Origin of the sequence: Streptomyces syringium (assembly GCF_017876625.1) — a bacterium.
Classification (GTDB): Bacteria; Actinomycetota; Actinomycetes; order Streptomycetales; family Streptomycetaceae; genus Streptomyces; species Streptomyces syringius.
Window position 1 is genome coordinate 906,057 of record NZ_JAGIOH010000001.1, and the last position, 25,852, is coordinate 931,908.

The following is a 25,852-nucleotide window of genomic DNA, read 5'->3' on the forward strand; positions in this document are numbered from 1 at the left end:
CTAGCCTTACCTTATGACTCTGTCGCACGTGGGCCCCCCGACCTCGGGCCCCCCGGAGGCCCCCGCGGAACCGCGGTCCGAGGAGACCGCGGACACCCCGGACGCCCCGGAGATACACCGCCCCGTCAGCCAGGAGGCGCTGCCCGGCCGTCCGCACGGGCGGCGGACCCTGCTGCTCGTGTCCGCCTCGCTCGTCCTGGCCGTCCTCGTGACCGCCGCCCTCTCGCTGTCCATCGGCGCGGGCGAGGTCGGTCCCGGTGACGTCCTGAACTACCTCCTGGGGCGGAACGGCGCGCGCGACAGCTCCCGTCTCTCCCTCGTCGTGGGGGACCTGCGCATCCCCCGCACCCTGACCGCGCTGCTCGTCGGCGCGGCGCTCGGCACCGCCGGCTGTCTCCTCCAGGCCGTCACCCGCAATCCGCTCGCCGAGACCGGGCTGCTCGGAGTGAACGCCGGGGCCTCGCTCGGTGTCGTCTTCGGCATCACCTTCCTGGGCGCGCAGAACAGCTACAGCTATCTGCTGTGGGCCTTCGGCGGCGCCGTCCTCGCCAGCGCGCTCGTCCTGCTCATCGCCGGCAGCCGGGGCGGCGGGTCACCGATGCGGCTGGTCCTCGCCGGGTCCGCCCTGGGCGCCACGTTCGGCGGCGTCACCAGCGTGCTGATCGTCAACTCCGCCGAGACCTACGACCGGTTCCGCTTCTGGGTGCTGGGCTCGCTGGCCGGCGTCGAGGGCTTCGGCGAACTCGGCCGTCTCGTCCCCGTGCTGGCCGTCGGCTTCGTCGTGGCGCTGCTCGTCGCCCGCCCGCTGTCCGCCCTGGCGCTGGGCGACGACCTGGCCCGTGGCCTCGGCCACCGTCCCTCCGTCATCCGCGTCGTCGTCGCCCTGGCGGTCACCCTCCTCACCGCCTCGTCGGTGGCGCTCGTCGGCCCCATCTCCTTCCTGGGCCTGCTCGCCGGGTTCCTCGCACGGGCCGTCACCGGCCCCCGGCTCACGGCGCAGATCCTGCTCGCCGGGCTCATCGGCGCCGGTGTCCTGACCGGTGCCGACGTGCTGGCCCGGGTCGTCTCCCGGCCCTTCGAGGCTCCCGTCGCCGTGATCATCGCGCTCTTCGGCGCCCCCGTCCTCATCGCCATCGTCCGCTCCAAGCGGCTGGGCGCGATGGGCATGACGGACCCGGCCACCGCCGAGGGCGGGCAGCGCGCCGGGCGCGCCTCCCTCGCCCGGCGGCTGATCGAGCGGCTGCCGGAGCGGCACCGCAGCGAGAGCTTCGTCGTGCGCCGCGGGTCGCTGTCCGTGCTGGTGCCGCGCCGGGCGACGCTCGCCTCGCTGTTCCTGGCGGCCCTGCTGGTGGCGGCCGTGGTGCTCTCCGCGTACGCCGGACAGAGCGAGATGGGCATCGGCCGCACCTTCAACGCGGTCTTCGGCTCGGGCGACCGCTTCGACGTGCTGCTGGTACAGAAGTTCCGGCTCGGCCGGATCATCGCCGGGCTCGCCGCCGGAGCCGCCCTCGGACTCGCCGGCCTGCTGACCCAGACCCTCGCCCGGAACCGGCTCGCCACCCCCGAGCTGCTCGGGGTCAACGACGGCGCCACGGCGGCCGTGCTGCTGTCGGTGACCTTCAGCGCCACCGGCACGTTCGGCGCCTGGTGGGCGGGGCCGCTCGGCGCGCTCGCCGCGGTACTCGTCGTCACCGCCGTCTCCGGCGGCCTCGGCCAGCGCGGCTACCGCGTCCTCGTCGTGGGTCTCGCCATGTCGGCGCTCGCCTCCGCCGTCACCCAGGTCGTGCTCTCCCGCCGTTCGCTGAACTCGGCCAGCTCGCTGTACGTGTGGACCTCCGGCAGCCTCAACGGCCGCGGCTACTCCGTCGCCGTCCCCGTGCTCATCGGCCTGGCCGTGCTGGTGCCGCTCGCCCTCGTCGTCGCCCGCCAGCTGAACGTGCTGCGCTTCGACGACTCCACCGCCTCGTCCCTCGGCGCGAACCCCGCCCGGGTGCGGATGATCTGTCTGCTCCTCGCGGTGGGCCTGGCCGGCCTGGCCGTCGGCATCTGCGGGCCGGTCGGCTTCGTCGCCCTCGCCTCCCCGGTCATCGCCGGACGGCTCGCCGGGCCCCTGCGGGTGCCCGTGCTGGGATCGATGCTGACGGGCGCCGTGCTGATCGTCCTCGCCGACACGGTCGGCCGGATCATCTTCGACGGCACGGAGGTGCCGGTCGGCATCGTCACGACCGTTCTCGGCGGACCGTTCCTGCTGTGGGTGCTCCTGGGACGGTCGTCGGCCGCACGGGTGTAACGCCTTGGGCGGCCCCTTCCCCCACCCCGCCCCAGAAATCCAGCCCGGCCGGCGTTTGAGGCCACCGCGCGCAGCGCGGTCCGCGGTATGGGGCGCAGCCCCCACCTGCCATCGCAAAGGAAGCTCATGGAAATGAAGAGCCCGGTACTCAGCGAACTGGCCGCGGCCGTAGAGGCCGGCAAGCCCGACGCCGTCGAGACGTTCTGGGCCCGGGCGGCGGCCACCGGCACACCGCTCGTCGAGGCCGACGCCACCGACCCCGCGTACCGGCTCGTCACCTTCCTCTGGCGGGACGACCCGCGGGAGCCGGCGTCCGACGTCCTTGCGCTGCTGCACACCGTCACCGACAAGGACCGGCACGCGCACGACCTCACCCCGCATCTGATGGAGAAGGTGCCCGGCACGGACGTGTGGGCGATCAGCCACCGGCTGCGCGCCGACCACCGGGCCTCGTACCAGTTCTCCGTGGCGCGCGGCCCCCGCGAGGAGGCCCTGCGCACGGACCGCCGGTCGTGGCTGCGGGTCCTGGACACGGCCGTGCCCGACCCGTTGAACACCGCGCCGCCGCTGCCGGCCCGCGACGGGCGCCACCCGTCGTCCGTCATGGAGCTGCCCGACGCCCCCGCCCAGCCCTGGGCCCACCCCCGGGACGGGGTGGCGCGCGGCGAGCGCGTGGAGGCCGAGGTGGACGGCCGAAGGGTGAGCGTGCACCTGCCGGCCGGTCACCGTACCGACGGCGGACCGTACGCCGTGGCGGTGCTGCTGGACGGTGAGATGTGGGGGCCGGTGCTGGACTTCGGCGACGCCCTGGACAGCCTCCTCGCGGAGGGCCGGATCCCGCCGACGGTCACCCTGCTGGTGGACACCATGGGGCGGGACCGGCGCATGGCCGATCTCAGCTGCAGCGAGGAGTTCGTGGACTGGCTCGCCGAGGTGCTGCTGCCGTGGGCCACGCGGGAGTACGGGGCGACGGCGGACCCGGCGCGTACGGTCGTGGCGGGGCAGAGCGCGGGCGGGCTGACGGCCGCGTTCGCCGCGTTCCGCAGGCCGGAGCGGTTCGGGAACGTGCTGTCCCAGTCGGGTTCCTTCTGGTGGCCGGACGGGACCGAGTTCGACAGCGGCAGCGAGTGGCTGACCCGGCAGTTCGCGGTGACCGAGCGCACCGCGGTCCGGTTCCGTCTGGAGGTGGGCCTCCAGGAATGGATGCTCCTCCCCCAGAACCGCCACCTGCGTGACGTGCTCCAGGCACGCGGCTACGAGGTGTCGTACGAGGAGTTCAACGGCGGCCACGACTACGCCTGCTGGCGCGGCGGCCTCGCCGCCGGACTCGCCGGGCTGCTGGCCGACCGGGACTGACCGGCTCTGACCGGCTCTGGCCGGGCCGCGAGCCCCTCGGACACATGAAACGGCCCGGGACCGACGACTGTCGGTCCCGGGCCGAGGCGTGTACCGAGCCCGTCAGGCCGCCGCCTGCGCGCCTTCCTCCGGCCGCGCCGTCGGCTCGTCGTCGAAGGGCGGCGGCGCGGGGGCGTCCTTGGGCAGGCGCAGCGCGAACAGCGTGCCGAGGGCGACCAGTCCCGCGGTCGTGAGGATCGCCGCCCGGTACGGGCCCGGGGCGGCGTCGTGCGTGCCCGAGCCGCCGGCCGCGCCGATCACCGCGGCGGTGGCCGCGATGCCCAGCGCCCCGCCGAGGGTGCGCACGATGGTGAACAGCCCCATCGCCTGTCCCATGGCCGGGGGCGCGATGTCCGCGAACCCGGCGATCTGGACGGTGAGTACGGCCGTGCCCAGCACCAGGCCGACACAGAACATCAGCACCCGCACCGCCCAGGCGTTCTCCGCCACGCCCGGCACCGCCAGTGCCGCGAAGACCGCCGTGGCGAGGACCAGCGCGGGGGCGGCGAGCAGCCGGGGGCCGAGCTTCGGCAGCAGTCGGTCGACGGCCTGGGAGGCCAGCATCAGGCCCAGCGCCTCGGGGAAGACGCTGAGTCCCGCGTCCAGGGCGGAGGCCCCGAGGGCCGCCTGGTAGAGCAGCGGGAAGGCGAAGAGGACGCCCATCAGACCGGCCGAGGTGACCAGGGCGAGGACGGTGGCGGACCCGAAGACCTTGTCGCCGAGGAGCTTCAGGTCCAGCAGCGGCGTCGCGGCCCTGAGCAGGTGCGCGCACGCCGCGACGAGGAGGGCGAGGCCGAGCAGCGCGCTCACCGCGATGGCCGGTGAGGTCCAGCCGTGCGAGGGGCCGAAGCCCAGCGCGTAGGTGAGCAGCCCGAGCGCGGGGGTGGCCAGCAGGAAGCCCCGGCGGTCGAAGCCGCCCTCGGTGCCCTCCACGTGCTCGCGCACGCCGAGGACGCCGAGCAGTACGGCGGCGGCGCCGATCGGCACGTTCACGAAGAACAGCCAGTGCCAGGAGAGGTGCTCGGTGAGGAAGCCGCCGAGCGGGGGCCCGAGGGCGGGCATCAGGGCCGTCGGCACGATCAGTACCTTCGACAGCTTCATCCGCTCGTGCGGCGGGAAGGCGCGGAAGAGCAGCGTCATGCCGACCGGGGTGAGCAGCCCGCCCGCCAACCCCTGGACGACGCGGGCGAGGACCAGGGTGGGCAGGTCCTGGGCGAGCCCGCAGGCCGCGGAGGCCGCGGTGAAGACGGCGAGCGAGCCGAGGAAGACGCGCTTGGTGCCGTAGCGGTCGCCGAGCCAGCCCGCGACGGGCAGGGCCACGGCGAGGGCCACCAGGAAGGCGATCTCCACGGTGTTGGCCGCCGACACGGGCTCGCCGAAGTCCCGGGCGATGGTCAGCAGCGCCGGGTTGACGATGGTGGAGTCGAGACCGTTCATGCACATCGCCGCCGTGTACACGATCACGACGGCGAGGCGCGGGGAGAGCCGGCTCACCGGGCCGCCGGGGCCAGGTCGGTCCAGTGCTCGGTGATCCAGTCGAGGGCGTCCTGCCGGACGCACGGCCCGTGGGCGGTGGTCCAGCCCTCCGGCACGGCGGCGAAGCCCGGCCAGAGGCTGTGCTGCCCCTCGGCGTTGACGAGGACGAAGAAGTCTCCGTCGCCGTCGAAGGGGTTGGCGGGTGCGTCGCTCATGGGGTCAGTTCTCCAGGTTCTGCAGTCGGTCGGCGATGACGCTCGCGATGTGCGCGATCGGTTCGGGCAGGGTCATGTCCTTGTGCGAGCAGGCGACGTCGGTGTTGTCGATGCGCCCGGTCACATAGGGGGTCCAGGTGTCGGGGGTGAGTTCGTCGTCGATGGTGTCGACGGTGGCGCGGAAGAAGAGCACGTCGCCGTCGAAGACCCGGTGGTCGAAGCCGCGGACCAGGTGGTTGGTGTTGAGGTAGGTGGTGTTGAGGGCCTCGATGGTGGTGTCGTCGAGGCTGGCCAGCGGGGAGCCCTCGCGGCGCAGCACCTCGGTGACGTGGGCGAGTTCGAAGGGCTTGCCCTCCAGGCTGTCGGGTCCGTAGCCGCCCATGGCGAGCAGGGCTTCGAGGGCCTCGGCCTGGTCGGGCACGGGCAGCGTGCGGAAGCCCTCGGCCGGGTAGGCGTCGAGGATCGCGAGCAGCTCGACCTCGTGGCCGAGGTCCTGGAGCCGGGTGGCCATGCCCTGCGCGATGATGCCGCCGGTGGACCAGCCCATGAGCCGGTACGGGCCCTGCGGCTGCACCTCGCGGATCCGGTCGACGTAGTGGGCGGTGAGCTCCTCCATCGTCCGCGGCAGCGGGTCGGCGGCGGTGGCCGGGCCGACGCCCTGGGCCTGCATGCCGTAGATCGGGACGTCGGCGGGGAGATGGCGGATCAGACCGGCGTAGCACCAGCTGAGGCCGCCGGCCGGGTGCACGCAGTACAGCGGCACCTTGTCCCCGTCCTTCGCCGGGCGCAGCGGCAGCAGCACGTCGAGGGCGTCGGTGCCTTCGGCCGCGTCCAGCGCGGTGTCGAGGGCGGCGACGGTGGGGGCCTGGAAGATCGTGCCGATGCCGACCTCGGCGCCGAGCGCGTCCTTGATCCGGCCGGCGAGGCGGACGGCGAGGAGGGAGTGACCCCCGAGGTCGAAGAAGTTGTCGTCCACGCCGACCCGGGGCAGGCCCAGGACGTCTGCGAAGATCGCGCAGAGCTGCTCCTCGCGGGGCCCGCGCGGGGCGCGGCCCTCGGTGACGGCGGCGGCGAGGTCGGGGGCGGGCAGGGCCTTGCGGTCGAGCTTGCCGTTGGCGGTCAGCGGCAGCCGGTCCAGGAGGACGACGGCCGAGGGCACCATGTGGACGGGCAGTTCGGTCGCGGTGTGCTCGCGCAGCAGGGCCGCGGTGGTCTCGCGGGCGGGCACGGCGTAGCCGACGAGACGCTTGTCGCCGGGGGTGTCCTCGCGGACGATCACGGCGGCGTCGGCGACGTCGTCGTGCTCGGCCAGTACCGCCTCGATCTCGCCGAGTTCGATGCGGAAGCCGCGGATCTTCACCTGGTGGTCGGCGCGGCCGAAGTACTCCAGGGTGCCGTCGGGGCGGCGCCGGGCGAGGTCGCCGGAGCGGTACATCCGGCTGCCGCGCTCGTCGAAGAGGTGGGCGAAGGGGTCGGCGACGAATCGTTCCGCCGTCAGGGCGTGCCGGCCCAGGTAGCCGCGGGCCAGGCCCTCGCCCGCGACGTACATCTCGCCGGTGACGCCGGGCGGCACGGGCTGGAGGTAGGCGTCGAGGACGTAGACGCGCAGGTCGGGGATGTTGACGCCGATGGTGCTGGAGGATCCGGCGGCGGCGCTCGCCCGGTCGAGCGCGATGTAGGAGACGTGGACGGTGGTCTCGGTGATGCCGTACATGTTGACGAGCGTGGGCGCGTCGTCGGCGTGCCGGTCGTACCAGTCGTCGAGGCGGCCCAGTTCGAGGGCCTCGCCGCCGAAGACGACGTAGCGCAGGGCGAGATCCTTGCCGGGGTTCTCCCGGTCGGCGGCGCTGAGCTGGTAGAAGGCCGACGGCGTCTGGTTGAGGACGGTCACGCCCTCGTCGGCGAGCAGCCCCAGGAAGGCCGCCGGGTCGCGGCTGACCAGGTGCGGCACGACGACGAGCCGGCCGCCGTGCAGCAGTGCGCCCCACAGCTCCCAGACGGAGAAGTCGAAGGCGTAGGAGTGGAAGAGGGTCCACACGTCCTTCTCGTCGAAGCCGAACCAGTGGTCGGTGGCGGAGAAGAGGCGGGCCACGTTGTGGTGGGTGACGGGGACGCCCTTGGGACGGCCGGTGGAGCCGGAGGTGTAGATGACGTAGGCGACGTCGCCGGGCCGCTGGGCACGGGTGCGGTCGTCGTCGGTCAGGTCCGTGGGCGCGTACGCGTCGGCCTCGGTGCCGTCGACGAGGACGACCGGAAGGTCGTGCGCCGGGATGCGCGCGGCGGTCGCGGTGTCGGTGACGACGGCGGCGGGGGCGGCGTCCTGGAGCATGTAGGCCAGGCGGTCGGCCGGGTAGTCCGGGTCCATCGGCAGATACGCCGCGCCCGCCTTCGCCACCGCCAGCAGGCCCACGACCAGCTCCGGCGAGCGGGGCAGCGCCAGCGCCACGATCGACCCCGGCCCGATGCCGCGCGCGGCCAGCAGCCGGGCCAGGCGGTTGGCGCGGGCGGACAGCTGGGCGTAGGTGAGGGAGGTGCCCTCGCAGGTGACGGCCGTGCGGCCGGGGTGCCGGCGGGCGGCGTCCTCGTACAGCTCGACGAGCGTCTGCTTGGACGGTGTGGGCGTGGTGGTGCCGGCGTTCCATGTGACCACGGAGCGGTGCAGCTCCTCGGCGTCGAGCAGGGGCAGTCGGCCGATGGGGGTGTCCGGGTCGGTGACGGCCGCGGTGAGCAGGCCGGCGAGGTGGGTGGAGAGACGTTTCGCCGTGCCGGCGTCGAAGAGGTCGGTGCGGTACTCGAGGAAGCCGGATATGCCGCCGCCGGGCTGCTCGCCCGCGTTCAGCGTGAGGTCGAACTTGGCGGTGCCGGAGGGGACGGCGTCCATACGGGCGTTCAGGCCCGGGCCCATGGCGAACTCGGCGTCGGGCAGCGACTGCCAGGCGAGCATCACCTGGAAGAGCGGGTGCCGGGCCAGCGAGCGCGGCGGGTTGAGCTCCTCGACGAGCCGGTCGAAGGGCACGTCGGCGTGTTCGTACGCGGCGATCGTCGTGGCGCGGACGCGGTCGAGGAGGGTGCGGAAGGTGGGGGCGCCCGAGGTGTCGGTGCGCAGGACCAGGGTGTTGACGAAGAAACCGACGAGGTCGGCGGTGGTGTCGTCGTCGCGCCCGGCGACGGGGGTGCCGAGCGGGATGTCGGTGCCGCAGCCGTAGCGGGTGAGGAGGGTGGCGAGGGCGGCCTGCACGGCCATGAAGACACTGGTGCCGGTGGTGCGGGTGAGCTGTTCGAGGGCGGCGTGCGTGCTCGCGTCGAGGTGGAAGGGGACGGTGTCGCCCGCATAGGACGCGACAGCGGGGCGGGGCCGGTCGGTGGGCAGTTCGAGCTGGTCGGGCAGGCCGGCGAGGGCCTGCTTCCAGTGGCCGAGCTGGCGGGCGGCGAGCGGGGTCGGCTCGTCGGCGGTGCCCAGGAGGCGCTGCTGCCAGGCGGTGTGGTCGGCGTACTGCACGGGCCGGTGCGGCAGTTCGGGGGTGCGGCCGGCGGCGCGGGCGGTGTAGGCGGTGGCGAGGTCGCGGGCCAGCGGGGTGGTGGAGGCGCCGTCGCCGGCGATGTGGTGCAGGAGGAGGAGCAGGGTGTGGCGGTCGCCGCCGTCGCTGAACAGCGTCGCCTTGAGCGGCGGTTCGGTGGCCAGGTCGAAGCAGTGGCGGACGGCCTCGGTCAGGTCGGCCCCCGCGGGCGCGGTGTGCAGGCGCGGGCTCGCCTCGTCGGCGGTGAGGATCCGCTGGTAGGGCTCGTTGTCCGTGACCGGATACACCGTTCTGAGCGTCTCGTGGGCGTGCGTCAGGTCGTTCAGGGCGAGCTGCAGCGCGTCCTGGTCGAGCGGTCCGGTCAGGGTCAGCACGAGCGGGATGTTGTAGGTGGGGCTGAGCCCTTCGAGGCGGTACATGAACCACAGCCGCTTCTGCGCCGGGGAGAGCGGCATCCGGTCCGTGCGGGGCACGGGCGTGAGCGCGGGGCGCTCCTCGCCCTCGGCCGCGGGGGCCTCGCGCAGGAGGGCGGCGAGCCCGGCCGGGGTGGGGTTGCGGAAGACGTCGGCGAGGGTGACGGTCGCGCCGAAGGTCTCGCGGATGCGGGCGGCGATGCGGCCGGCGGTGAGCGAGTGGCCGCCGAGGTCGAAGAGGCCGGCCTGCGGGGCGGGGGTGGCGTCCAGGCCGAGGGTGGCGGCGAAGAGGCCGCACAGGATCTCTTCGTGGGCGGTGCGGGGGCCGCTGTGGCCGGTGGCGCCGCCCACGGCGGCCGGATCGGGGTCGGGCAGGGCCCGGACGTCGAGCTTGTCGTTGGCGGTGCGGGGCAGTGCGTCCAGGGCGAGGATCGCGCTGGGCACCATGTGCTCGGGCAGCCGCTCGGCGAGGTGGGCGCGCAGCGCCTCGGGGTCGGCGCCGGCGCCTTCGGCGGGGACGACGTAGCCGAGGAGTCGCTTGCCGGTGGCGGTGTCGCGGGCGATCACGGCGGCCTGCGCGACGGCCGGATGCCCGGCCAGCGCGGCCTGGATCTCACCGAGTTCGATGCGGAAGCCGCGGATCTTCACCTGGTCGTCGGCGCGGCCGAGGAACTCCAGGGTGCCGTCGGGGCGGCGCCGGACCAGGTCGCCGGTGCGGTACATCCGGGCCCCGGGCTCGCCGTGCAGGGCGCCGAAGGGGTCGGCGGTGAAGCGCTCGGCGGTGAGGTCGGGGCGGCCGAGGTAGCCGCGGGCCAGGCAGGCGCCGGCGATGTAGAGCTCTCCGGTGACGCCGGGGGCGGTGGGCCGCAGGGAGTTGTCGAGGACGTACGCGCGGGAGCCGCGCACGGGGCTGCCGTGGGCGGAGCCGTCCTCGCCCGGCACCCAGTAGTAGGCGTCGACGGTGGTCTCGGTGGGGCCGTAGAGGTTGAGGGGGGTGAGGCCCTCGGTGGCGGCCAGCCGGTGCCACAGGGGCTCGGGCACGGTCTCGCCGCCGACGACGACCATGGCGGGGTGGTGCCGGCCCTCGTCCAGGAGGCCTTCCGCGAGGAGCGCTTCGGCGTAGGAGGGGGTGACGTCGAGGTAGTCGAGCCGGTGCTCGGCCATGTACGCGGTGAGCGCGGCCGGGTCGCGGTAGGCGGCGTCGTCCAGGAGGTGCAGCTCGTGGCCGTGGACCATCCAGATGACCGGGTCCCAGGAGGCGTCGAAGGCGAACGACGCGCTGTGCCCGATCCGCAGCCGGTCCCGGCCCGCGCGCGCCACGGCGGGGGCGATGTGGTCGGTGCCGTGTCCGGCGTGCAGATTGGCGAGGGAGGCGTGGGTGACGACGACACCCTTGGGACGGCCGGTGGAGCCGGAGGTGTGGATGATGTACGCGTCCTGGCCGAGGGCCGGCGCGGCGAGGGCCGTGTCCGGCCGCGCGTCGATCCGGGCCCGGGTGGCCGGGTCGTCGAGGAGCAGGGCGGGCAGGCCGTGCGGGGGCAGACCGGCCACGGCGTCGGCGGTGCCGATGACGCACCGGGGCCGGGTGTCCTCCAGGACCGCGGTCATGCGCTGCTCGGGGTGACCGAGGTCGAGCGGCTGGCAGACGCCGCCCGCCTTGAGCACGGCGAACATCGCGACGACGGTGTCGACGCCGCGGGGCAGGGCCAGCGCGACGGGGACCCCGGGCATCACGCCCGCGTCAGCCAGTTCACGGGCGAGCCGGTTGGCGGCGGAGTCCAGTTCGGCGAAGGTGAGGGCGGCCCCGCCGCTGCGGACGGCGACGGCGTCCGGGGTGCGGGCCGCCTGCTCGGCGAACAGCTCGGGCAGGGTCCGGCGGACGCGCTCCTCGGTGCGGCCCGCCGTGGCGCGGTGGATCTCCGCCTCGTCCAGGAGGTCGATGCCGCCGACGGGGCGCTGGGGGTCGTCGAGGAGCAGCGCGGTCAGCGCGTCGAGGTAGCGGCGCAGGCCGCGCTCGTGTCCGGCGAGCGACGGGCCGTCGTAGCGCGCGGCGTTGCCGTCGAGGCCGAAGCCCACGGAGCCGTCCGGTGCCGGGGTGATGGCGAGGGCCAGGTCGTCGACGGGACCGGCCGCGAGGTTGCGCACCCTGCCGGGCAGCGTGCCGAACTCCAGGTCGCCCTCGAACGCCTTGATGTTGACCATCGGCCCGAACAGCGTCTGCTCCGCCCCGCTCAGCCCGAGGTCGCGGCGCAGGTCCTCCTGCCGGTAGCGCTGGTGGCGGCGGACGGCCCGCACCTCCAGGACGACGCGGCGCAGCAGTTCGGCACCGGTGTCGTACGGGCTGACGGCGATGCGCAGCGGCATGACGTTGACGGCCATGGCGGGGGTGCGCAGGGCGACGGAGCTGCGGCGGTTCATCAGGGGCAGGCCGAGCACGACGTCCTGAGTGCCCGTCGTCCGGTGCAGATATCCGGCGGCGGCGGCGATGAGGAGCTCGGCCCAGGTGGCCTTGACCGCGCGGGCGGCCTCCTCCAGACGGGCCATGGTGCCGGCCGGGAGTTCGGCGGCGTGCCGCAGCACGGCACCGGACGGACCGGAGGGGGCGGCGGAGGCCGCCGGGTCACCGGCGAGGGAGACGGGCTCGGGCCGGTCGGCGAACCGCGTACGCCAGAAGTCCCGGTCGGCGGTGTGGCGTTCGCTCGCCGTGTACTCGGCCTCGTCCTCGACGAGTTCCCGGATCGTGCCGAAGGGGTTCCCGGAGGGCTCCTCGCCCGTGGCGAGCGCGGTGTACAGCTCGGCGACGCGGCGGCCGATGAGAGTCAGGGCGTAGGCGTCGACCGCGAAGTGGTGGACGCGCTGGTACCAGTGGTAGCGGTCGTCGGCGACGCGGATGAGGGCCTGGGTGACCAACGGCCCCTCGGTCAGGTCGACGGGTCGGGCGAGGTCCGCGCGCATCCAGGCGTCGGCTTCCTCCAAGGGGGCGTCGGCGGCGCGCAGGTCGAGCCGGTGCAGGGGCCATTCGCGGCCGGTCCCGACGCGCTGGGTGGGCGCGGTGTCCCCGGCCGACGCGCCGGCCGTACCGCTGCCGTCCTGCTCGGAGACCACGATCAGGGACAGCGTCTGCGCCTCGTCGACCGTCTGCCGCAGGGCGCGCTCGAACAGCTCCTCGTCCAGGTTTCCGTCGATCTCCACACAGTCACCCGTGTTGTAGACCGGGTTGCCGGGGTCGAGTACCTGGGCGTACAGGATTCCGGACTGCGCGGCGAGCAGCGGCAGTTCGGCAGGAGCAGTCTCGACCTGAGGGTGACGCATGACGTGGGGACTCCCGATATCTGGCTTCGTTCCGGGCACGCCGCGTATACCCCGGCGTGTCAGCTTAGGTAAGCCTAAGCTATTTTTTGATCCCTTGTGAGTGTGACCCCCCGCTCACGCGGAAGGGACGAACAGCCGGCGCGTCAGCCGGCCGGACAGGAGCTGGACATGACCGCGGGCCAAGGCCTCAAGACCGCCGTACAGGAGCGTGTCCTCGCGCACCGCGAGAGCCTGCTGGCGCTCAGCCGCCGCATCCACGCGCACCCCGAGACGGCCTTCACCGAGCACCGAGCCGCCGCCTGGTGCGCCGAACTCCTGCGGGAGCACGGCTTCGACGTCACGGCCCCGGCGTACGGCCTCGACACCGCCTTCTCCGCGACCTTCGGCTCCGGCCCCGTCACCGTGGCCGTCGCCTGCGAGTACGACGCCCTGCCGGGCCTCGGGCACGCCTGCGGTCACAATCTGATCGCCGCGGCGGGACTCGGCGCCGCCCTCGGCCTCGCCCCGTTCGCCGACGAACTCGGGCTGACCGTACGGGTCCTGGGCACCCCCGCCGAGGAGCGCGGGGCGGGCAAGGCACTGCTGCTGGAAGCCGGCGCGTTCGACGGGGTGGACGCCGCGATGATGGTGCACCCCTGCCCGTTCGACGTGGCCGAGTTCCGCTCGTTCGCGCTCGGCACCCTCTCCGTCGCGTACACCGGGAAGGCCGCGCACCCCAGCCTCAACCCGCACGAGGGCCGCAACGCCGCCGACGCCCTCACCGTCGCCCAGGTCGCCCTCGGGCTGCTGCGCCAGCAACTGCCGCCGCACTGGAAGGTGCACGGCGTGACGACGGCCGCGGGCACCGCGCCGAACGCGATTCCCGACCGGGCGACCGCCGAGTACGAGATCCGCGCCTCGGCCGCCGAGGACCTGCGGGAGCTGCGCGAGCGGGTCGAGGCGTGCTTCCGGGCCGGTGCGCTCGCCACCGGGTGCGAGGTGGAGCTGACCCGACCCGAGCCCGACTACCTGGACTTCCGCACCGACGCGGAGCTGATCGCGCTGTGGCGCGACAACGCCCGTGCGCTGGGCCGCCCCGAGCCGCAGCAGCGGGACGCGTTCGCCTGCACGGACATGGGCAACGTCTCGCACGTCGTCCCCTCGATCCATCCGGTGCTCGACATCACCGGCGGCTCCTGCGGGCCGCACGAGGCGGAGTTCGTGGCGGCGGCGGTGTCACCGATGGGCGAACGGGCGCTGCTCGACGGGGCGATCGGCATGGCCTGGACCGCGGCGGACTTCGCGACGGCGCGCCGGGCGTAGCGGCGGGCTCCTGGAACGGCACGGTCCTCGAGCGCCGGACAGGCTGCCAAGCCTGTCCGGCGCTCGAGGACCGGGGTCCGGGGCGGAGCCCCGGTTACTTCTTCAGCGCCTTGACGATGTCGTCGATGACGACCTGGCTGGCCAGCGGGCCACCACGGGTGGACCAGACCGAGCCGTTCACCGTCACGGCGTGGTCCTTCTTCACCGCGTTCAGGTCCTTGTACGCGGGCTTGCTCTGCACGTCCTTCAGCGCCTTCTCACCGTCGGAGGTGAGGGTCGACAGGAAGAGCCAGTCGCCGTCGATCTCGTTGATCTTCTCCAGGCTCAGCGCCGGGGTGTGGGCGTTGCCGTCCTTGTCCTGGGCCTTGGGGCGCTTGAGGCCCATGTCCAGGGCGACACCGCTCGCGAACTGCTTCTTCTCCATCCAGCTCGGGCCGTCCGGGTTCCAGCGGACGATGCTGACCTCGGCGCCCTTGTTGTCGCCCAGCTCGCCGCCGGCCTTCTTGGCCTTGGCCTCGTAGTCGGCGATGACCTTGTTGGCCTTGTCCATGCTGTTGAGCGCGTTGCCGATACCCCGGAAGGACAGCTTCCAGTCGTCGGCGGGGGCCATGGTGACCAGCGTGGCCGGGGTGATCTCGCGGAGCTGCTTGAGCACCTGCTCGTCCTGCATGTCACCGGCCAGGATGAGGTCGGGCTTGGCCGCGATGACCTTGTCCATCACCGGCTGGAGCAGGTTGCCGACGACCTTGATGTCCTTGACCTTGTCCTCGAGGTAGGCCGGCGGCTTGCTCAGGCCCTGCCCGTTGGTGATACCGACCGGCTTGAGGCCGAGCGCGAGCACCGCGTCGAGGTCCTCCTGGGTGAGCGTCACGATCCGCTTGGGCTGGGCCGGGACCTTGACGAGCTTGCCGGTCGCGTCCTTGATCTCACGCGTCTGACCGCCCCCGGCGCCCTGCGACGCCGACTCCGAACCCTTGTCGTCCGAGCCGTTGTCGGAGCCGCAGCCGGTCACCAGCAACGCGGCCGCCCCCACAGCGGCGAGAACCTGAGCCGCGCGGCGCGAAGCGGGCAGAAGAGGGCGGTGGGTCGAGGTCATCGAGTGCTCCGGGCGTCAAAAGGGGAAAGGAACAGGCGGAAAACAGAAAAGGGAACAGCGTTCCTCGTGGGATATCACCCCCACGTGGGACCTATGAGTCATTAGGTTAGCCTTACCTTAAGGCCCTTCCGCCGGGAGGGTCCACCTTGCGGCAAACGTCTTGGAAAGGCCTGCCACCTGTGGAGCTCCGCGTCGAACAGCTCACCGCCGGCTACCCCGGCCACCGCGCCGTGGCGGGCGTCGACCTGACCATCCCTTCGGGTCAGGTCGCCGCGATCGTCGGCCCCAACGGCTGCGGCAAGTCGACCCTGTTGCGCTGCGTCGCCCGGTTGCACCAGCCCGAGTCGGGCCGTGTCCACGCGGGCGACGCCGACATCTGGGAGCTGAAGCAGCGCCAGGCGGCCCACCGCATCGCCCTGCTCCCCCAGTCCCCGCTGGCCCCCGAGGCGGTGACGGTGGCCGGGCTCGTGCGCTACGGGCGCCACCCGCACCAGGGCCTCTTCCGCCAGTGGTCCCGCGACGACGAGCGGGCCGTGCACGAGGCCCTGCTCGCCACGGGGGTGTCCGCTCTCGGTGACCGCCGCCTCGACCAGCTCTCCGGCGGCCAGCGCCAGCGCTGCTGGCTGGCGATGGTCCTGGCGCAGGAGACTCCGATCGTGCTCCTCGACGAGCCGACCAGCGCGCTCGACATCGGCCATGCGGTGGAGGTGCTCGACCTCGTGAAGCAGGTGGCCACCGCGGGCCGGACCGTCGTCATGGTCCTGCACGACCTGGCGAGCGCCGCGCGTTACGCGGACACCGTCATCGCCATGAAGGACGGCACCGTCGTCGCCCAGGGCCCGCCCCGCGACGTGGTGGACGCGGCCCTGGTGCGCGAGTTGTACGGCATCGAGGCCGACATCCTCCAGGCACCGGGGGACGGCTCCCCCGTGGTGGTGCCCGCCACCCGCACGCCGGCCGAAGCCGGCGTGCGGGGTTCCGTCACGGCCTGAGCCCCACGGCCCGACCGGCGGCCTGCCCCACCGGGCCCGGCCCGGCCGCGCCCTGACGCGGGAGCACCCGGCCCGGCCCGGCGAACCGGCTCAGGGGGAGGGCTCGGGCCTGCCGTGGTCGCCCACGTGGCCCGGCCCCTGACGCAGGGACAGCAGCCGGGCGAGCACCCCCGGCCGGCGCGGGGCGGCGGGCGGAGCGTTCGGCGCCGGCCCGGACCGCGTGGCCACTTCCGCGGCCGGCTCGACCGGCTCTCCGTCGGCGCGGCGGGCCGCGCCGTCCTCGTGGTCGTCCTTCTCGTCGTCCCGGGCCTCCCGCGCGTCCTGGGTGTCGCGGTACTCCTCGACGACGATGGGGGCGGGCTCGGGTTCGGGGCGGTGGGTGCGGTAGGCCTGGGCGCGCAGATACGCGTCCATGGCGCGCGCGGGGTCGAGGGGCATGACGTCTCTCCTGCTGTCGCACTAGGGGTGAGCGGAAAGGTGGAGCGCGGCGCCACGGCCTCCGGCAGGGAGGCGACGGGCGCGGTTCCGCTCAGCAGCGCAGGACGGTGTGCCGCGCGCGGGCGGCGGCGAGCGCGACGGCGTCGGAGCGGAGCACGGCCCGCTCGCTCGGCGACCGTCCGGTGTCCACTCCCGGGGGCACGGGGGGCGGCAACGCGCCGCCGAGCCTCCCGGGCGGTCGGCCCGACCGCCGCCCGGAGCGCGAGCCGCGCTGCTCGGAGGCGCAGGCGGCGTACTCCTCGGAGGCCGCGGCCGACAGGGAACCGGAGGTCTCCTCCCGGCCGACGCTGGCGGCGAGGCCCTCCACGGCCGATCCGGAGAGCGTCAGCAGTACGGAGATCAGCGCGACGACCAGGGCCCGCAACGCGGACCTCAGGACAGCGCGACCCCGCACACTCATGACACCAAGAGTAGTTGGCCGATTACCCTGGGTGCACTCAGTCGAACGAGTGAAGATTTCGATGATGGGTACGGTCTGTCACCGTCCGGCCCCCGACTCCCGGCGATGACCTGCGCTTCAGCCCTCGCGAGAGACGGCGGCCGCGTGCGGGCCGAGCCGTGCGACCGCCTTCCGCCAGGCTCCGGTCACGGCCGCGCGGGCGTGGGCCGTGGCGGCGGCCACGTCACCGGCGAGCTGCACGGGCGCGCCGACGTGGACGTGCAGGGCGGGCCTGCGCAAGGGCGCCGTCAGCAGTCCGGTGACCTGCTTGGCGCGCGAACCGGAGGTGACCCGGCGGGCCCCTGCCTGCCCCACCGGGACCACGGGGGCCGAGGTCGCCAGCGCCAGACGGGCGAGCCCGGTACGGAACGGCCCGGGCTCGGCCTCGCCGGAGTCCGGGCGGCGCGGCAGCCGCCCCTCCGGATAGAGGATCACGACCCGCCCGCCGGCCAGGGCCTCGGCGGCGGCGTCGAGCGCTCCCGCGGCCGCGTCGGTGCCCCGCCGGACGGGCACATGGCCCTCGCGGGCGAGCACATGGCCCAGCACGGGGATCCGCCACAGACCGGCGGCCGCCAGGAAGACGGGCTCGGCTCCGAGCCGGCGGACCGCCGCGAGGATCAGCCCCGGGTCGACCAGCGACGTGTGGTTGGGGGCGATGATGCTTCCCGGCGCGATCCCCGTCGCCACGTCGGTGGTGACGTCGAAGCGACCGAGGGCGGGTACGACCGCATGCGCGAAGGTGCTGAGCACGTGCTTCTCCTTGACGATCCGTGATGCCATGCTTCCCCGGCGGAAGGCCCGGCACCTGAGTACGGATACTCAAGGGGCCGGGGCGGTGGGAGCGGAGGAACCCGTTCAGTCGCTGGAGCTGCTTCCGCAACTGCTCCCGCAACTGCTGCCACAGCTGCTCGCACCGCTGTCCCCGCCGCTGCCTCCGCCGTCGCCGCCGGAGCCCGCGTCCGAGCCGCCGGAGAAGAAGTCGCTCCACGACGCATCGCCGTCGGCCCCTGCACCGCACTCCGTCAGCAGCTCCCGCAGCGGGGCGTCCGGCAGGCACCCCACACCGTCGAGCGCCACGCCCAGCACCAGCCCCGTCGACGAGGCGGCCGCACTGCTTCCTCCCGTATCACCGCGCCGGACTCCCCGCGCGAGACCGGCACCCGCCGTCGTCCGGTCACCGGCCCCGGGCAGCACGTGGTGCCGCACCAGCCCGCACAGCAGCGCGGCGACCGCCGCCAGCGCGTCACAGAGCAGGACGTGGGGTCCCCAGGCAGGGTCGCGGGTGAAGCGCACGAATCCCACCACCGTCACGACCGCCATGAAGCCGAAGCAGAGGTAGGTGAGAGTCCTCAGCACACGGTCGCAGGCGCGGAACAGCCACCGCCAGCCGAGGCCGTAGTCCAGCCCCCGCTCCCTGAGGGAACGTCCGACGGCGAGGACTTCGGGGGTACGCCCGCACAGCCGGCGCAAGGGCCGCACCTCGGGTACGGACGTCCCTCGCGCCCTCGCTTCCCCGTGCGTGCGCACGATGGCCTCCTCGACGGCCGTCCGCGGCTCACGCCCCCGGGTCAGATGCACCCGGCCGCCGGCGGAGAGCCGGGTGGATATCCGCAGCAGTCCGTCGCGTTCCATGGCGACCAGCGCGGTGTCGACCACGCGCAGGGGACCACCGCTCAGCCACGCGACCTCCAGCACCTCGCGGCCGGCCCCGCCCCCGGCCGCGTCCGCGGCAAGCGGCGCGGGGTCGGCCGGGTCGCCGCTCTCCCGGCGCCGTCGGGCAGCCTCCAGACGCGCCGCCCCGCCGAGGGCCGCGCAGAGCACGACGACGAGGTAGCCGAACGCCAGAAAGAACAGCGGCACATCCATGTCCGACCGACCCCCCGAACAACGACAAGATCAACTATTGGGGACACGCTAACCGGTGGTCCGCGTCATTCGCGCCATCCCTCGCGCCCCTCCCGCCCCACCACCGGCAGCCCTGCCGACGCACGGCGCGCCACCGCCGCCCGCCACCCCTCTCAGCGGGACCGAACGGCTGGCCGGATCCGGATCGTCCGTCCCTGTGCGGCTCAACGCCTGAGGCGCCGCAGGAGTCCGGACCTCTGTACCCGTCCGTTGCGAGCGAGAGGCACGGCACATGACCGTACGGAGAACACGTACCGCACTGGCAGGAGTCCTGACGGCCGCCGCGATGACCGTGGCGGCCCTCGCGACCCCCGCCGCGGCCGATGACGGCCGGGGGGACGGCCCGCACGCCGCCACCCGGGAATCCCTGCGCGCCCAGGTGAGGGCCGGGGTGCCGGGAGCGGTGGGACAGGCCCGGGACGCGGGCGGCACCTGGAACGGCTCGGCCGGGGTGGCGGACCTGCGCACCCACCGGCCCCGCCTGCCGCAGGACCGCTTCCGGATCGGCAGTCTCACCAAGGCGTTCGTCTCGGTCGTCCTCCTCCAGCAGGAGGCCGAGGGGAGGCTCGACCTCGACGACACGGTCGAGCACTGGCTGCCGGGCGTCGTCCGCGGCAACGGCCACGACGGCCGACGGATAACGGTCCGTCAGCTCCTCAACCACTCGTCCGGGATCTTCAACCACACCGAGGACCCGGAGCTCAGGGACCAGCTCACCAAGACCTTCTTCCGCCACCGCTTCGACACCCGTACGCCCCGGCAGCTCACGGACATCGCGATGAGCCACCGCCCGTACTTCGAGCCGGGCAAGGGCTGGCACTACTCCAACACCAACTACGTCCTGGCCGGGATGATCGTGGAGAAGGCGGCCGGACGCCCGTACGCCGACGAGATCGTGCGGCGCCTCATCCGGCCCCTCGGCCTGCGGGGCACCAGCCTTCCCGGCACGTCATCGGGGATGCCCGGCCCGCACGGCCGGGCCTACGGCAAGCTCACCTTCGGCCCGAAGCCGACCGACCCGGTCCACGACGTCACCGAACTCAACCCGTCCTGGGGCGGCGCGGCGGGGGAGATGATCTCCACGCCCGGTGACCTCAACCGCTTCTACCGCGCGCTGCTGGGCGGCGGCCTGCTCCCGGGGGCCCAGCAGCGGCAGCTCCTGACGACCGTCCCGATGGGCGACGAGATCCCCGGCGGGCGGTACGGACTCGGGGTCATGCCGGCCACCCTGTCGTGCGGCGTGGACGTCTGGTTCCACACCGGCGGCATCCACGGCTCCGGCTCCCTGGCCGCGGCGACGCCGGACGGCCGCCATACGGCCGCGTTCAATCTGAACGGCGACTGGGCGGGTGACCTCGGCGGGCTGCTCGAGGCCGAGTACTGCGGTACGAAGCCGCACACGGCGGCGAAGTCCCAGGGCCTCGCGGCCATGACCGCACTGCGCTGACCATCCGCTCCCGCGCCCGCGGTACGGGTCCGCTCCCGCGGGCCCGTACCGCGGGACCCGCCGCGTCGGCGCGCACCCCGACAGGACGGGGATCCGCACAACTCCCCCACGCGTCCCACCCGATGGTGTGTAATGCAGCCATGCAGAGGCCGGATCGGGAGCGGGCGGAGTCGGCCGCGCGGCAGGAAGCGGCGCGGCTCACGGCGATGGACATTCACGGCGTCGCCCTCACCTGGGTGGACGTCGCGGGCCTCACCCGGGTCAAGGCCGTTCCCACCGCCCGGCTCCCGCATGCCGCGCGGCGCGGCGTGGGCATGTCGCCCTCCTTCGACGTCTATCTCACCGACGACTCCGCCGTCACCAGCCCCCACATCGGCGGGCCGGACGGCGATCTGCGGCTCTTCCCCGATCTGGACCGGCTGACCGTGCTGGCCGCGCAGCCCGGCTGGGCCTGGGCGCCCGTCGACCGGTACGAACAGAGCGGCGACCCGTACGGCGCGTGCCAGCGGCAGTTCGCCCGGCGGATGACCGAGCACGCCGCGGCGCGGGGTGTGCGGCTGCGGATGGGCTTCGAGACGGAATGGGTCGTCACCCGGGGCGATCTCACCGAGACGGAGATCCGGTATCCGTGCGCGGGCCCGGCGTACGGGATGACACGGCTGGTCGAACTGTCGGACTATCTGCGCGACGTCCTCGAAGCGCTCGCCGCGCAGGACGTCGAGGTCCTGCAGATCCACCCGGAGTACTCCCCCGGGCAGTTCGAGGTGTCGGTGGCCCCGGCGGACCCGGTCGGCGCCGCCGACCTCGCCGTCCTGGTCCGCGAGACGATCCGCGCGGTGTCGGCCCGGCACGGGCTGACGGCCTCGTTCGCACCGGTCGTGGAGGCGGGGAGCGTCGGCAGCGGCGCGCATCTGCACCTGAGCCTCTGGGACGAGGACGGGAATCTGTGCCGGGGCGGTGCCGGGCCGTACGGCATGACGGAGGTCTGCGAGGCCTTCCTCGCCGGAGTGCTCCGGGAGTTGCCCGCCCTGCTCGCCCTGGGCGCCCCCACCCCGGCCGGCTATCTGCGGCTCGCGCCCTCGCAGTGGGCCGGGGCCTTCCAGTGCTGGGGCCTGGAGAACCGGGAGGCGGCGCTGCGTTTCATCACCGGCGCCCCCGACGACGCCTCGGGTGCCAACGCCGAGGTCAAGTGCTTCGACGGGGCGGCCAACCCGTATCTGGTGGTCGGCGCGGTCACCGCCGCCGGGCTCGCCGGGATCGAGGCCGGGCTGACGCTCCCGCCGCCGGTCGCGGGCGACCCCGTCACCACCGGCCGGGAGACCCGGCTGCCGGCCTCGCTGCCGGAGGCGCTGGAGCACTTCAGCCGCTCGGCGCTGCTGCGCACCGCGCTCGGTGATCCGCTGTTCGAGGCCGTCGTCGCGGTGCGCCGCGGCGAGGCGGCGCGGTTCGACGGCGCCGCGCCGCAGGACATCGCGGACGCCACCCGCAGGCGGTTCTGAGTGCACCCCTCGGCGGCGTCACCGCTGGTGGACCACCACTGCCACGGCGTGGCCCGAGCCGATCTCGGCCCGGAGGACTTCGCGTCCTTCCTCACCGAGTCCGACGCGCCCGCCGCGCCCGGCACGACCTTCTTCGACACCCAGCTCGGCTTCGCGGTGCGCCGCTGGTGCCCGCCGTTGCTGGACCTCCCGGCGCACTGCCCGCCGGCCCGCTATCTCGCCCGCCGGCGCGAACTCGGCGCGCGGGAGGTGACGGGGCGGCTGCTGCGGGCCGCCGGGATCACCGACTACCTGGTCGACACCGGGCTCCCCGGTGACCTGACGAGCCCTCAAGAGCTGGCGGCCGCCGGAGCCGCGACGGCGCACGAGATCGTACGTCTGGAGACCCTCGCCGAGCGCGTCGCCGACGGCGTCGCCTCGCCCGACGCCGCCGAGGGCTTTCTCCAGGGCCTCGCCACCGCCGTAGGGGACGCCGCCCGGACCGCCGCGGGCTTCAAGTCGGTGGTCGCCTACCGGTACGGACTCGACTTCGACCCCGCCCCGCCGGACCCCGCCGAGGTCCGGGATGCAGCGGCCCGCTGGCTCGGCGGACGGGCGCCGGGCGGGCGGCTGGCCGACCCGGTGCTGCTGCGCCACCTGTTGTGGTCCGCCGCCCGGACGGCCTTGCCGCTACAGCTGCACACCGGCTTCGGCGACCCTGATCTGCGCCTGGACCGCTGTGATCCGCTGCTGCTCACCGACTTCGTACGAGCCGTGGGCCCCACGGGCTGTTCGCTGGTCCTGCTGCACGGCTATCCGTACCACCGGGGTGCCGGCTACCTCGCCCACGCCTTCCCCCACGTCTACACCGACGTCGGCCTCTCCCTGACCCACACCGGGGCGCGGGCCGAGGCGGTCCTCGGCGAGATGCTGGAACTGGCCCCGTTCGGCAAGATCATGTTCTCCAGCGACGCCTACGGGCTGCCGGAGCTCTACGTCGTGGGCGCCCAGCTCTTCCGCCGGGCCCTGGCCCGGCTGCTGACCGGCTGGGTGAACGACGGGGCCTGGTCGCCGGACGACGCACGGCGGGTCGCCGGGCTGATCGGGGCGGGCAACGCGCGGCGGGTCTACCGGCTCGGGGCGGGCGGGGCGGACGGCTAGGGGCTGCCCGCACATCCACGAGCGGGTGTCGCGCGCCTGGCGGCCGTCACCGGGCGCGGTGGCCGACCGGTGGGCCCCCGCTCTCCCCCGCCGCCGTATCCGGGCCGGTTCCTCCTCGTTGGGTCGATGAGGCAGTTCGTCGGACGCCGGCCGGGTCCCGGCGGGCGGGAGGGCCGGGTCATGCGCATCCAAATCATCACGGCGGGCACCATGGGTTCGGTGGCCCCGTACACCGGTCTCGGCCACCGTCTCGTGGCCGAGGGCCACGACGTCGAGATCGTCACCCACGCGAAGTTCGAAGAGCTGGTGACCTGTTGCGGCCTGCGCATGCGGCCGCTGTCCGCCGACCCGTTCGAGGAGCTGATCGGCGCGCACACCCGCTTCCGGCACGGCGGCCGTTCGCTGCGGGCGGTCCAGCGGCTCGCGCACGCCACCGAGCGGGCCGCGGCGGGGCTCGTGGACGGGATCATCACGGCGGTGGACCCCTCGGCGGACCTGGTCCTGCTGTCGACGATCGCCGCGCCGGTCGGCAGGGTCGTCGCCCGCTACCACGACATCCCGAGCATGGGGGTCTTCCTCCAGCCCGACGCGCCCACGGCGGCCTTCTCGCCGTGCGCCCTGTCGTGGCGGGAGCCGGGGTACGCCAACCGGCTCCGGGGCCGGGCGGTGAACGTCGCGATGGACTCCCTGTACGCCGCGGCCTACCGGCGGCTGCACGCCCGGCTGGGGCTGCCGTACCGCAGCGGCCACCGGCTGCGCAGGGCGCGGGAGGCCGGCCGCTGGCCCATCTGGCACGGGTACAGCCCCTCGGTCGTCCCGCGCCCCTCGGACTGGCGGCCCGAGCTGCGCGTCGCCGGGTACTGGTGGCCGCACGAGTGCCCGCTGTGGACACCGCCCGCGCTGGTCACGGACTTCCTGGCCGCCGGGCCACCGCCGGTGCTCGTCAGCTTCGGCAGCAATATGCCCGACGCCCCCGAGCGGCTGAGCGCCATCACCGCCCGTGCGTTGCGGCAGGCGGGGCTCCGGGGCATCGTCCAGTCCGGGTGGGCGGGGCTGTCCGTGGTGAACGACGACGTCATCACGGTGGGCGTGGTGCCGCACGGCTGGCTGCTGCCGCGCACGGCCGCCGTCGTGCACCACGCCGGCGCGGGCACCACGGGAGCGGGTCTGCGCGCGGGAGTGCCCGCCGTGCCGGTGCCGGTGCTGACCGACCAGCCCTGGTGGGCCGCCCGGCTGGTGCAACTGGGCGTGAGCCCCCGGGCGTTGCCGCACCGGGAGCTGACCGCGAGCCGGCTGGCGGACGCGATGCGGCGGGCGACCGGGGAGCCGGGCTTCGCCGAGCGGGCCACCGCGTTCGCCAAGCGGCTGGCGCAGGAGGACGGCGCGGGGGCCGTCGCCCGCGCGGCCGCCGCACTGGCCTCCTGACCCCGCTGTCCTCTCCCCCCGCCGGTCCCCCGGCCACCCAGCCACGTTGCCGACACCCAGTCAGAATCAGGACCCCTCGTGACGGAACGCACCCAGGACACCTCCCCGGACGCCCTCGCCGGCCACACCACCGGCCTGCCACGGCCACGCCTCGACACGAGCGGCCCGCAGCCCGCTCCGTATGCGGCGGGCATCGTCATGCCGCCGCTGGACGCCTGGTTCCACGGGCAGCAGAGCGGCGAACACCTCTGCATGACGACCGGGCTGCTCACCTGGTTCGAAGGCCCCCCACCGCCGCTGTCGGAACTACGGGAGCGGGTCCGCCGACGCTGGGGGGCGTACCCCCGGCTGCGGCTCGTGCCCCCCGCGGCTTCCGCCGCGTCGGCATGGCCGCGGTGGACGCCCGGCCCGGAGTTCGACGCCGCGGCGCACGTCACCGCCGGACCGGAAGGCGGACACGCGACGCCGGAAGCGGAGACGGCGCTGCTGATGGCCCGCCCGCTCGCCCCCGTACGGCCCCCCTGGCAGCTGCATCTGCTGCCCTCGCCCGGTGGCTTCGCCCTGCTGATCCGCGCCCACCACGCCCTGCTCGACGGCACGTCGATGGCCACGCTGCTGCGGAGCCTGCTCGACGCGTCGGCGGCGCCGCTGCCGGGGAGCGGGGCGCGGCGAGCGCACGCGCCCTCTGCCGCCCCGACGCGCCGCGCACTGACCCGGGCGCTCACCGACGTGCTGCCGAAGGCCCGCCCGCTGCCGTTCCACGGGCCCGTGGACGCCCGGCGGGTGCTGTCCTTCGAGCGGGTGCCGAAGGCAACGCTGAGCGCCGCCCGCGACACCCTGCCCTCGGGCCGGGCCTCCACCAACGCCGTCTTCCTCGCCGCGACCGCCGCCGCCCTGCGCACCGCCGGCCTGGCCGGGCGCTGGCCGCTCCTCCCGGGGGTCTGCGCGATGGTCCCCGTCGACGTGCGCACCACCGAGGAAGCCGGTGTCCTCGGCAACCACTACGCCACCATCAGGGTCCCGCTCCCCACCCACCGGCGCGCCGCGCGGCGGCTCGCGGCCGTGGACAGCTTCACCCGGCGCGCCGCGCTGCAGGGCCGGGCACAGGCGCAGGCCCTGCTGGTGTCCCGGACGCGGCGCCGGAACGGCCGCCTGACCGACGTACTCGGCCGTTATGTGGCCTCCCCCTTCTACTCCTCCCTGCTGTGCAGCAGTCTGGCCACCTACACCGGTCCGCTCGCCCTGGGCGCCGCGTCGCTGGTGGCCGTGTCTCTCCTGCCCACGCTCAGCACCGGCCACCCCGTGGTGGTGACCATGTCCCTGCACGACGCGAACGCGGTGGTGGCGGTGATGACCGACCACCAGCACCGGAGCCTGGCCCCTCGGCTGTCCGGCCTCATCCACGACGAGATTCACGCGTTGCGGTTGTGAGGCGTCGGGCTCCCGGGGCGTACGGGGCGACGTTGGGTGACCGCTCACGACCTGTCGGG

At 74.2% G+C, this 25,852-nt stretch carries 17 protein-coding genes; 9 read left to right on the forward strand and 8 right to left on the reverse strand.

From position 1 onward, the window contains the following. The first annotated feature begins 13 nt into the window (after positions 1–13). Positions 14–2,290 (forward strand): Fe(3+)-hydroxamate ABC transporter permease FhuB, encoded by a 2,277-nt coding sequence (fhuB, locus tag JO379_RS04110; protein ID WP_209513937.1) that lies wholly within the window; start codon positions 14–16, stop codon positions 2,288–2,290. A 132-nt stretch (positions 2,291–2,422) separates the two neighbouring features. Then, positions 2,423–3,646 carry an enterochelin esterase gene (gene fes, locus JO379_RS04115; protein ID WP_209518506.1) on the forward strand — a complete coding sequence of 408 codons (1,224 nt, stop codon included), beginning with the start codon at positions 2,423–2,425 and terminating at the stop codon, positions 3,644–3,646. 102 nt (positions 3,647–3,748) lie between these two features. Here fes and JO379_RS04120 read toward each other — a convergent pair whose 3' ends face one another. The 3 genes from JO379_RS04120 to JO379_RS04130 are packed head-to-tail and all read right to left on the reverse strand — an operon-like array spanning position 3,749 to position 12,619. Then, positions 3,749–5,179, reverse strand: coding sequence for a DHA2 family efflux MFS transporter permease subunit (locus tag JO379_RS04120; protein WP_307841895.1), 1,431 nt, complete (start codon positions 5,177–5,179; stop codon positions 3,749–3,751). After that, positions 5,176–5,376: an MbtH family protein gene (locus JO379_RS04125; RefSeq protein ID WP_130880793.1), complete on the reverse strand. Its 201-nt coding sequence runs from the start codon at positions 5,374–5,376 to the stop codon at positions 5,176–5,178. Before JO379_RS04125 ends, JO379_RS04120 begins: the two co-directional genes overlap by 4 nt. A 4-nt stretch (positions 5,377–5,380) precedes the next feature. After that, entirely contained in the window at positions 5,381–12,619 is a 7,239-nt protein-coding gene (locus tag JO379_RS04130) for a non-ribosomal peptide synthetase (RefSeq protein WP_209513939.1), read from the reverse strand. A gap of 168 nt (positions 12,620–12,787) precedes the next feature. Between JO379_RS04130 and JO379_RS04135 the strand changes: the two genes are divergently transcribed. Then, complete coding sequence (locus JO379_RS04135; RefSeq protein ID WP_209513941.1) at positions 12,788–13,921, forward strand: M20 family metallopeptidase; 1,134 nt, start codon at positions 12,788–12,790, stop codon at positions 13,919–13,921. 94 nt (positions 13,922–14,015) lie between these two features. Here JO379_RS04135 and JO379_RS04140 read toward each other — a convergent pair whose 3' ends face one another. Further along, positions 14,016–15,017 carry an ABC transporter substrate-binding protein gene (locus JO379_RS04140; RefSeq protein WP_130880790.1) on the reverse strand — a complete coding sequence of 334 codons (1,002 nt, stop codon included), beginning with the start codon at positions 15,015–15,017 and terminating at the stop codon, positions 14,016–14,018. 179 nt (positions 15,018–15,196) lie between these two features. Here JO379_RS04140 and JO379_RS04145 point away from each other — a divergent pair, with 179 nt between their 5' ends. Further along, a complete protein-coding gene (locus JO379_RS04145; protein ID WP_130880789.1) occupies positions 15,197–16,009 on the forward strand; it encodes an ABC transporter ATP-binding protein in 813 nt (270 codons plus the stop codon). 90 nt (positions 16,010–16,099) lie between these two features. On the opposite strand, the gene JO379_RS04150 is transcribed toward JO379_RS04145, so the two are convergent. The 4 genes from JO379_RS04150 to JO379_RS04165 all read right to left on the reverse strand — a co-directional run bounded on the left by JO379_RS04150 (position 16,100) and on the right by JO379_RS04165 (position 18,812). After that, the gene (locus JO379_RS04150; protein WP_130880788.1) at positions 16,100–16,447 is read right to left on the reverse strand and encodes a hypothetical protein; all 348 of its coding nucleotides are present in this window, start codon (positions 16,445–16,447) and stop codon (positions 16,100–16,102) included. Positions 16,448–16,538: 91 nt separating this feature from the next. Then, positions 16,539–16,907, reverse strand: coding sequence for a hypothetical protein (locus tag JO379_RS04155; RefSeq protein ID WP_209513944.1), 369 nt, complete (start codon positions 16,905–16,907; stop codon positions 16,539–16,541). Between the two features lie 117 nt (positions 16,908–17,024). Beyond that, positions 17,025–17,696, reverse strand: coding sequence for a lysophospholipid acyltransferase family protein (locus JO379_RS04160; protein WP_209518510.1), 672 nt, complete (start codon positions 17,694–17,696; stop codon positions 17,025–17,027). 105 nt (positions 17,697–17,801) lie between these two features. Beyond that, complete coding sequence (locus JO379_RS04165) at positions 17,802–18,812, reverse strand: TIGR04222 domain-containing membrane protein (protein ID WP_130880786.1); 1,011 nt, start codon at positions 18,810–18,812, stop codon at positions 17,802–17,804. A 271-nt stretch (positions 18,813–19,083) separates the two neighbouring features. Here JO379_RS04165 and JO379_RS04170 point away from each other — a divergent pair, with 271 nt between their 5' ends. The 5 genes from JO379_RS04170 to JO379_RS04190 all read left to right on the forward strand — a co-directional run bounded on the left by JO379_RS04170 (position 19,084) and on the right by JO379_RS04190 (position 25,793). Then, a complete protein-coding gene (locus tag JO379_RS04170) occupies positions 19,084–20,298 on the forward strand; it encodes a serine hydrolase domain-containing protein (protein WP_209513946.1) in 1,215 nt (404 codons plus the stop codon). A 140-nt stretch (positions 20,299–20,438) separates the two neighbouring features. Further along, positions 20,439–21,797 (forward strand): glutamine synthetase family protein, encoded by a 1,359-nt coding sequence (locus JO379_RS04175; protein ID WP_209513948.1) that lies wholly within the window; start codon positions 20,439–20,441, stop codon positions 21,795–21,797. Between the two features lie 48 nt (positions 21,798–21,845). Then, complete coding sequence (locus JO379_RS04180) at positions 21,846–22,937, forward strand: amidohydrolase family protein (RefSeq protein WP_209513950.1); 1,092 nt, start codon at positions 21,846–21,848, stop codon at positions 22,935–22,937. A 180-nt stretch (positions 22,938–23,117) separates the two neighbouring features. Continuing rightward, positions 23,118–24,362 carry a glycosyltransferase gene (locus JO379_RS04185; protein ID WP_130880782.1) on the forward strand — a complete coding sequence of 415 codons (1,245 nt, stop codon included), beginning with the start codon at positions 23,118–23,120 and terminating at the stop codon, positions 24,360–24,362. Between the two features lie 78 nt (positions 24,363–24,440). Then, the gene (locus tag JO379_RS04190; protein WP_209513951.1) at positions 24,441–25,793 is read left to right on the forward strand and encodes a wax ester/triacylglycerol synthase domain-containing protein; all 1,353 of its coding nucleotides are present in this window, start codon (positions 24,441–24,443) and stop codon (positions 25,791–25,793) included. Positions 25,794–25,852 lie beyond the last annotated feature (59 nt).